Genomic DNA, 7,751 nt, shown 5'->3' on the forward strand with positions numbered 1-7,751 from the left:
TGGACGGTTGGGCCCTCGCGGCCGATCGAGGCACCCGCGGCCAGACCAAGCAACGTCAACAGCACTTTTCCCACCGCGATCCGCAGCGACAGAACGCGGTCGACCATGGCCGGATCATGCATGTGCAGTGAGGCGATGGTTTGCGGGATGCCGCTGCCCTGCGCCCCCGGGAAAACGCGCCGTGTGAGCAGGAAGGCAATCGTCAGCCCGGCCGGCGCGATGATGAAGGGCAACCAGACGTGACCGGCGGTGTATTGCACGAACAACCCGCCTGCAAAGTCCGCGGCCTTGGCGAAACCCACCGCGACGGCCGCCACCAGCACCGCACCGACCCAGAAGACGACCCGCCGCCACCACAGGCGTGGTGACACCAGCGGCATCCTCGCCATCCGCCGCAGACGTACGATGAGTCCGCTTCGTCCAAACGCCATGGTGGTTCCTTACGCTGTCTGCATCGACAGGCGGATTGTGCCATGACCGGGCCAGCCGCGCGATGCCATGACGGTGGGTCCGGGACAATGCGCCTCGCGGGGTGCCGTGCGTGGTGAAGTCAACCGGCCGGGCCTCCGCCGGCGTCCCCCAATCGAATTCCCTGGTGTGCGCCTTCTCGACGGGCTTACGCTTTCCCAACCGCACGACAGAGGCGGCACGGGAGGACGGACGATGGCGACTTCAGTCGAACACACCGTCATGCGCAAGGTGGCTTGGCGGCTGATCCCCTTCCTCAGCCTCGCCTACATGATCAACGCGCTCGACCGCTTCAACGTCTCGATCGCCGCGCTGACCATGAACCGGGAACTGGGTCTGTCGGCGACGACCTATGGCCTTGCGGCCGGCGCGTTTTTCTGGAGCTACGTGCTGTTCCAGCTTCCCGCCAGCACGATCCTGACCCGCCTTGGCGCCCGCCGCTGGCTGGGCATCACCATGATCGCCTGGGGCCTGTGCTCGACCGGGACCGCCTTCGTCACCGGCGCGACCAGTTTCGTTGTGATGCGCTTTCTCCTCGGCGTCGCCGAATCAGGCTTCTTCCCCGGCGTCGCCTGGTTCATGACGCGCTGGTTCCCATCCCGCCACCGGGGCCAGGCCATGGGGATCTTCTATGCGTTCGGCGCCAGCGCCAGTGTGATCGGCGGCCCGCTGTCGGGCAACCTGCTGCTGCTGCACGGCTGGCACGGCCTGTCCGGCTGGCAATGGATTTTCCTGATCGAGGGCATTCCCGCCTGCGTGCTGGCCCTGTTGTGCCCGATCCTGATGCGCGACCGCCCGGAGGACGCCGCTTGGCTGGATCACGGCCAGCAGGCCTGGCTGCGCGGTCAACTGGACGCGGAGAGCCGGCAGAGCGCCACGCAGACACTCGGCCTGATGCGGGCGCTCGCCACCCCGACGCTCATGATGCTGACCGTCGGCTACCTGCTGATCGGCTTCGGGGTCTATTCGAAGGGTTTCTTCCTGCCGCTGATGATCAAGACGATGGGCTATGGCGACCAGACCGTTGGCTATCTGTCGTCGTTGCCCAACCTTTGCGGTGTCATTGGCATGATTGTGTTCTCCCGCAGTTCCGACCGCACCGGGGAACGGGTGTGGCATGTCGCCCTGCCCTGCCTGATGGCATGCGCCGGACTGATGGGGGCCGGCCTGACGTTGGCGGTCAATCCGGTCGTCGCCATGGGCTGCTTCTGCCTCGCCGGCTTTGGCATCTCCGCCTCCCTGCCCTGCTTCTGGAACCTGCCCACCGCCTGGCTGGGTCCCGCCGCCGCGGCGGGCGGGATCGCGGTGATCAACTCCATCGGCAACATTTCAGGTTACGCCGCGCCGCAACTGGTCGGCCTGCTGCGGGACGCGACCGGCAGCTATGAGATCCCGATGATCGCCGCCAGCCTGTTCATGCTGGCGGCCGCCGCCTGCGTGCTGGTGGCGCCACGAACTGAGGCCCGTCCGTCGCCTATCCGCGCGACACGATAGCGAGCCGGTCAGCCGGCCGGAAACGCTGCCTCCATCGCGCGGCGGTATTTGTAGGCTTCGTCCGCCGTGTCGATCCGCACATCGTGCCAGGTCACCGGCTGCCCCGCCGCTACATCCCGTACCAAGGGCACGCGGTTGGCCAGCCCGATCGGCAAGCCGCCATGCCGCAGGCTGTCCGCCGCCGTCATCAGCTTGCCCCAGACGCAGGCGCCGCCTTCGCCGTCCAGCACTTCCCCTGCCCGCAGGTCCCGCTTGGCGGTGGAAACCACATCGCCGCGGAAACCTGTGGGCGCCCCGGTCGCCTCCTTACGCAACGCTGCCGACAGGATTGAGACGTTCAGCTCCAGCCCGATCAGGTGGAATGGCCGGTACAGCGCCGACACCCGGCCGGAGGAATCCGTCACCACGCCGTATTCCTGGAAACAGCGCTGGGCGTAGTCGTTCGGCGCCTCGAACACCACGAACACACCCCAGCGCAGGTCGTTCACCACCGGGCTGCCGTCGCGATGCACGCTGGAGATCACCTCCACCTGCCCCGCATGGTGCAGTGTACCGGCGTTGCCCGGCCGCAGCATCTCGGCCATTTCGTGCGTACCCACCGGCGGAAACACCAGCCCGCCGGGCGCCGGCGTCAGGCCGGAGGCGTTGGCCACCGCCGCCATTTCGATTCCTGATTTCGTGCCATCAAGAAACGAGTTGAACATCTGTGGGTTCATCCCGCCGATCTTTGCCTGCTCCGGTGTCAATCCATAATAGCCCCACACCGTTTCGGGTGTGGAGGCATGGTATTCCGGCATGTATTTGGTGCCCTTGCCGGCGGCGATGATCGGGAAGCCGCAGGATCGCGCCCAATCCACCAACTCGCAGATCAGTGCCGGCTGGTCGCCGTAAGCCAGGCTGTAGACCACGCCCGCCGCCTCGGCTTCGCGGGCCAGGAGGGGGCCGGCGAGCACGTCCGCCTCGACGTTCACCATGACGATGTGCTTGCCTTCGCGGATCGCCCGGCGGGCATGGAACAGACCGGCCGGCGCGTGGCCGGTGGCTTCGACGACGACCTCGACGTCCGGCGACGCGATCATCGCGGCAGCGTCATCGACGAAGCGTGTCGCGGCGATGCGGTCCTCGGTCCAGCCGACGCGGCGGCAAGCCTCGCGCGCCCGGTCGGGCGACAGGTCGGCGATGCAGGCGACCTCCAGCCCCGGCGTTGTGGGCACCTGGGACAGGAACATCGACCCGAACTTGCCGGCGCCGATCAGCCCGACCCGCACGGGGTGGCCGTTGGCGGTGCGTTTTTGCAGCAAGCGATACAGGTTCATGGTGGCCCTCCCGGATATGGCGCCCCGCTTCTACCCGGTGAGCGGCGAAATGCGAACCGGTGGGAAGGCGTCCGGATCCGTCGCGAATGCAACCAATCTGATCCGTGGCCTGGCGCTACGACCCCGTCCGCCAAATTCCTCGGCCGGCCGCCCGAGCGGTGGTTTGCGGGTCCTGGAGGTCGGCAGCTTCGGCGCGCGCCCAGCCGTTCCGCACCAACGCCTCGCTCAAAACCGTATCGCCGGCCCGGCAGTTACCCACTGGCCGCCCCTGGTCGTCATGGCCGTGGATCGTGCAATCGACGGCGCTGCCGCGCACCAGCGACGCGAGCGCGTTCGCCGCCGCCACGCCGCAATCGACGCTTTCCTGCCCGCTGCCATGGCAAACCGAACCGCGTGCGGGCGCGGTGATGCCCGCCAGCCGTACCACCTGATCGCCCAGCCGCAGCGTATCCCCGTCCAGCACGGCAAGGCTGGCGGCGGGGGCGGAAAGGCGCAGGTTGGCCGGCACATGGGCGGGCGCCTCCGACGACCGCACGAACAGCGAGACCGCGACCACCAAAGTGACCACGCCACTCGCCGTGGCGAGCAGCACGGCAAGCGAAGGCAGCCGGCGGTCCCGGAATGGGAGCGGCTTTGCGTGCGCACGAAAAATCCGCCGTTTATGGTTCAACGACACGGCTCATATCCCGGTTGTTTTGCTTCCGGCTCGTATCGGCTGATGGTCCCGATCACCGATTCGCAGTCGGGATCGCAAGCCTGATGGCAACCGTCAACCCCAAAAAGCTGGTTGACGCCGGAATTTTTCAAATGCCTGGACGATACGAGGGCGTATCTTCGCCGAACGCGCGGCCAGAAAACCGACGACAAGCCCGGCCGCATAGGCATGCCGTCCCGACGGACCGCCCAGCTCCGCCAGCAGGTGGGTCGCCACCGCACCGTCGTTCAAAATACCGAGACGCTGCTGCAGGACGCTCAGGCGGCGAATGAATCGGCTCGCCGTCTTGCCCTGATGCAGCGGCGAAAACATCTCCGCCGCATAACGCGCCCGCTTGGCCCGCAGCCGCACGCCGTGCAGGGATGCCACATCGAGTTCTTCGATCCGCTTACCTAATGAAACCAGTTTCTTCCAGCGATGCTGCAGCACCGGCCCGGCGAACGCCGTCAGCGTCGGCGGTTCGGTCGCTTCCCCCTCCGAAGCCACCGGCGGCGGCGCATGCCAGGCGCCGGCGGACGCGAACCAGGCCAATTCGATGCCCAGCAGGCGGAACGCCGGACTGGCCAGATACGCCGCCAGCGCCTTCCGGCACGCCTGCCGCTGGCGTGATGCCGCCGCGCTCAGCCGTTCCAGCCGCTCGTCATCCGGCAACGCCTCCCGCAGGGCGGGCATGGTTTCATCGGCAAATACATCCCAGTCCCGGGTCGGGCCCAGCCGCACGCCCAGGTCCTTGAGGCGATCCCCAACAGCGTCCAATGCGCCGTCGGATACCGCGGATCGGAAGATCGACACGGCCGACCGGGCACGCCGCACCGCTACCCGCATCTGATGGACCGCCTCAACCCCTTGACTGTCCGGCCGGACGGCTACGGGCGCATAGGCCAGGATCACGTCGGTCAGGTGACCCATGATATGCGTCAGCGCATCGATCACACTCGGCGATCCGGTGGGCAGTATCGGCGCGCCTTCATGCCGCCTGGCCACCGTGCGTCCGGTCGCCAGGGCGATCCCCTCCGCCGCCAGCGACGCCGCCGGCACCGCCACCGTCCCGGCACCGGCGATCAGCACCGCGGCGGACCACACCGCCTGATCCTCGCCGTTCAGCCAGATGCGGGCCACCGGCTGCTCCGCCGTCACCGAACGCAGGATGCCCCTGGCCACCGTGATGGTAACCGATTGATCGCCGAACCGATGCACGCTGCTGGCCTGCCGCCCCTCAAACGCCGCCAGCGGCGCCAGCGGTGACGGCAGTTCGGCCGGATCGGCGACCACCGGAACCGGTTGCGCCGGCAACCATGTCTCGGCCCCGGGATACACACGCTCCACCCGCCGGACACCCCGCTGTTCGGCCAGCGTCAGGCCGTCGGCCAGCAACGCGTGATCCGGGCTGTCATGCCAGACGATCTTCACCGATTGCGTGCGCGGCCGGCCGTCGCGACAGGCGGTCAGCGCCTTCATCCGCGATAAGCCCGCGACCGTCTCCATATCCGCCGCGAGTTCGAGTTCCATCAGGATAACCCGGCGCCCTCCAGCATCCGAGGCGTCAGGAACCGCACCAGCCGGCCGCCGCCCTCCCGCAGGTCCCACCACGATCCCGGAACGACGAACTCGGCCAGTGCCCCGGTCGGGAAACCGTTCGCCAAAGCCCGCTCATTCTCGCCGCCGACGCGCATCGCCCGGTCGCCGGCCAAGCTTAGGGCCAAGTCGTGCAGGCCGGGATTGTGACCGATCAGCAGCACGCTGCGCACCGTCTCCGCCACGCCGTGCAGCGCCGCGGTCAGTTGCATCACATTGGCGAGGTAAAGACTGTCGATCGGATCGATCAGCAGCGTGTCATCCCAAGGCTCCAGCGCCTCCAGCGTCTCCATCGTCCGCCGAGCGGTGGAGACCAGCACGACATCGGGCGAAAGGCCCAGATTGCGCATCGCCTGGCGCATGGCAGCCACCGACCGGCGCCCGCGCGCATTGAGCGGACGGTCCCGGTCTGGCATCGCGGCGTCGTCCCATGAGGACTTCGCATGCCGTAAAAGCAGTAGCTGGCGCATGTCGGCATCCATCCTGCCACACCCCGCACGGCTTGTCCTCCCCCGGCGTGTGCGTGGCCGGTGTGGGTGGGGAAGGAAAGTAAGGCCAGGGGCTTTGCCCCTCGACCCCATCAAAGGCTGGGCCTTTGAAATCCATTTATGGGGTGTGGGGCAAGGGGGCCAACGTCGATGTTGCAAGCCCCGTGTCGGCCCCCTTGCCCCACACCCCATACGCGGTTCCAAGGGCAATGCCCTTGGCGGGTTCAGGGCAGAGCCCTGGCCTTGCTTTCTTCTCCCGCCCGCACCGGTCACGCACACGCCTAGGGTAGGTCAATCCAGGACAGGTGGCCGCCTTTGCCGGCGCCGGTATCCAGGAATACGGCCGTTCCGCCCTGGCTGCCATGCCGCACATAGGGCCGTCCGTCGTTGCTGCGGCGATCGTGTCCGCAGTACACCGTTAAGCCCTCCGGGATCCGGTCGACCCAGCGCAGGCTGCGTTCGGGGTATCCATCGGGCTGCATACGCCCGGTCGGCTCGCCGTAGAGTGCCCGAGCCAGAGGCCCATGGGGACGATCCAGGCCATGGTCTGGGGATGGCTGTTCCAGCATGGCGGTGTGGAATCCGCCATGGACGAAGAGCACCGACCCGAATCGCAGCCAGGCGGGGGCCTCGGCGACCATGCGCGGCACTCGGGTGCGCAGATCGTCGTCCAACTGATCGATCGAGGCCTGCACCACCGGCTCGATCCGCACCTGATCGCCCGACAGCGCCCGCGCCAGCTTCAGGTCGTGGTTGCCCAGGATGAACAGCCCGCGCCCGGTTTCCACCAGATCGAACATCATCCGCAGCGTGCCGGCGCTGTCCGGCCCATGATCCACCAGATCGCCGAGTTGCACGATGTAGCGGTCGGTGGCGATCGCATAGGCGAATCCGGTGGCATCGCCGTGGACGTCGCCGACAACGCGGATCTTGGCACCGGCAGGGATCGAGGCAGCGTTCATCATACTATCATGCCGATAGATTGGCGTTCCGCGCCAACCCGGCAATGGCTCGCGAACCGGTGATGTCAGCGGCGGCGCCGGGAATCAGGCGGCCGGCGCCTCGATTTGTGCTTCGATACAGGTTGCCCGGCATGGTTTTGCCAGAACGCACGGATACGAAAGACGCATTCGCTGAGGATGGCATCGGCGTTTTCGTAAAGTTCGTCCATCGCTTCCTCCGGCACGGGAGGGGCGTCGAACTGCGGATGCGCATCATCGTCCGCCCCCAGCAGCAGCATCGGCCAGAACACCGCGGCCATCTGATCATTCCGCAGCATCTCTTCCCAGGCCCGCGGCCGCAACATCGCCGCGTCCACGAAGCCGGCGGCCCAATCGGTGACGACCGGGTGCCCCTCCGGGCCATACTCGAACAGCGGATCGAAGCTGTCGGGGCCGGCATCGAGATGTTCGGCGATCTCCTTGTAGCGGCCCATGATGGTCTCAAGGATAAGCCTGGCCTGGTCGGCACTGGTGAACACCGGTTCCTGGCCGCCCCAGATGCGAGGCAACCATTCGGTCGGCGGGATCGGCTCCGGCCCCACGATGATACCGGTCAGGAACCCGTCCAGATCCGACAGCACCATGGACGTCTCGGGGGAGTCTTCCGAGAGGAGCCAGGCGTCGAGAGCGTCAAGATCGACCACCACCGCCGGCGTCGGACTGTGTGCCATCGACGTTGCTTCTCCTTCAGGGA

8 protein-coding genes are annotated in these 7,751 nt (G+C 67.2%); 1 reads left to right on the top strand and 7 read right to left on the bottom strand.

What is annotated here, in order from left to right; all coding sequences use genetic code 11:
* Positions 1-371: chloride channel protein (locus tag GSQ89_RS25025; RefSeq protein WP_254073358.1), on the bottom strand; the 371-nt coding region annotated here is incomplete at its 3' end.
* Positions 372-663: 292 nt separating this feature from the next.
* Between GSQ89_RS25025 and GSQ89_RS25030 the strand changes: the two genes are divergently transcribed.
* Positions 664-1,962, top strand: a complete 1,299-nt coding sequence (locus tag GSQ89_RS25030) for an MFS transporter (protein WP_158930376.1) — start codon at positions 664-666, stop codon at positions 1,960-1,962.
* 8 nt (positions 1,963-1,970) lie between these two features.
* Here the strand turns inward: GSQ89_RS25030 and GSQ89_RS25035 are convergent, their stop codons facing one another.
* From GSQ89_RS25035 to GSQ89_RS25060, 6 genes are all read right to left on the bottom strand, one after another.
* Complete coding sequence (locus tag GSQ89_RS25035; RefSeq protein ID WP_158930378.1) at positions 1,971-3,278, bottom strand: NAD(P)H-dependent oxidoreductase; 1,308 nt, start codon at positions 3,276-3,278, stop codon at positions 1,971-1,973.
* 115 nt (positions 3,279-3,393) lie between these two features.
* Complete coding sequence (locus GSQ89_RS25040) at positions 3,394-3,954, bottom strand: thermonuclease family protein (RefSeq protein WP_158930380.1); 561 nt, start codon at positions 3,952-3,954, stop codon at positions 3,394-3,396.
* Positions 3,955-4,047: 93 nt separating this feature from the next.
* A complete protein-coding gene (locus GSQ89_RS25045) occupies positions 4,048-5,502 on the bottom strand; it encodes a CHAD domain-containing protein (RefSeq protein WP_158930382.1) in 1,455 nt (484 codons plus the stop codon).
* Complete coding sequence (locus tag GSQ89_RS25050) at positions 5,502-6,038, bottom strand: histidine phosphatase family protein (protein WP_158930384.1); 537 nt, start codon at positions 6,036-6,038, stop codon at positions 5,502-5,504. The genes GSQ89_RS25045 and GSQ89_RS25050 overlap by 1 nt, the downstream gene beginning before the upstream one ends.
* A gap of 299 nt (positions 6,039-6,337) precedes the next feature.
* Positions 6,338-7,018, bottom strand: a complete 681-nt coding sequence (locus tag GSQ89_RS25055) for a metallophosphoesterase (protein ID WP_254073359.1) — start codon at positions 7,016-7,018, stop codon at positions 6,338-6,340.
* Positions 7,019-7,083: 65 nt separating this feature from the next.
* A partial coding sequence (locus GSQ89_RS25060; RefSeq protein ID WP_216856373.1) for a UPF0149 family protein occupies positions 7,084-7,751 on the bottom strand: 668 nt, incomplete at its 5' end.

Origin of the sequence: Acidisphaera sp. S103, from assembly GCF_009765975.1 — a bacterium.
Lineage (GTDB): Bacteria > Pseudomonadota > Alphaproteobacteria > Acetobacterales > Acetobacteraceae > Rhodopila.

Bases quoted from the DNA above. Each gene is read 5' to 3' on its own strand.
- GSQ89_RS25030 (WP_158930376.1), top strand. From the start codon at position 664: ATGGCGACTTCAGTCGAACACACCGTCATGCGCAAGGTGGCTTGGCGG.
- GSQ89_RS25035 (WP_158930378.1), bottom strand. From the start codon at position 3,278: ATGAACCTGTATCGCTTGCTGCAAAAACGCACCGCCAACGGCCACCCC.
- GSQ89_RS25045 (WP_158930382.1), bottom strand. From the start codon at position 5,502: ATGGAACTCGAACTCGCGGCGGATATGGAGACGGTCGCGGGCTTATCG.
- GSQ89_RS25050 (WP_158930384.1), bottom strand. From the start codon at position 6,038: ATGCGCCAGCTACTGCTTTTACGGCATGCGAAGTCCTCATGGGACGAC.
- GSQ89_RS25055 (WP_254073359.1), bottom strand. From the start codon at position 7,018: ATGAACGCTGCCTCGATCCCTGCCGGTGCCAAGATCCGCGTTGTCGGC.